General features: G+C 42.6%; 1 protein-coding gene. It reads right to left on the reverse strand.

Annotated features, from left to right (window positions below; all coding sequences use genetic code 11):
* Window positions 1-815 (reverse strand): condensation domain-containing protein (locus GFU89_RS23215; protein ID WP_318849379.1); only part of this gene is annotated, 815 nt, incomplete at both ends.

An 815-nucleotide genomic window follows, 5' to 3' on the forward strand; every position in this document is an offset into this window, starting at 1 on the left:
GCAGATATCTCGCAAGCTGGTTGGATTTCTCGTCAAGCTCTTTATAGGTTAGCTCATCTTCTTCAAACACTATGGCAACATGATCTGGCGTAGATATGGCCTGCTTCGCAAATAAACTCACAATATTATCTCCCTGAGGATAAGATACAGCAGTATCATTGAAGCTCTCCAGAAGTTCTATTCGGTCAGCAGCAGATAATATTTCCAGCTCTTTTATACTCATATCAGGATGTTCGATGGCCGATCTTAAAAGAGTGTCCAGATGACGGCACATACGCTCAATAGTAGAGCTGTTATAAATATCCGTGTTGTAATTAACAAAGAGGTACAATTCACCTGAGACCTCACTAAAATCAAAGGTCAGGTCAAACTTACTGATACCGTCATCCGGCTTTTCATAACCCTGAACCATCATCGGATCTGATTCGGAAGAAACAACTTCTGTCTGGGAACCGGAGCCTCCAATATCATTATTCTGCAGCACAACCGCAACATCAAACAAAGGATTGCGGCTGATATCACGTACCAGATCTAGATCTTCAACAAGCTCATCAAAGCCATAACCTTTATACCTGTAACCGTTCATTGTGGTATCCCGAACATCTGAAAGCAATTGCGTAAAGCTGTCATCTGAGGAGAACCTGCTGCGGATAGCTAGGGTATTGAGGTAAAAGCCAATCTGATTGTCAAGGTCAATATGGTCACGCCCTGTGATCGGACAACCCAAAATGATATCCGTATCTCCACTGTAGCGGTACAATAATACATTGATGCTACTCAGCAAAGACATATACAGCGTGGATCCTGAGCTTTTA

It is taken from the genome of Chryseobacterium sp. JV558 (genome assembly GCF_033712365.1).
Lineage (GTDB): Bacteria > Bacteroidota > Bacteroidia > Flavobacteriales > Weeksellaceae > Chryseobacterium.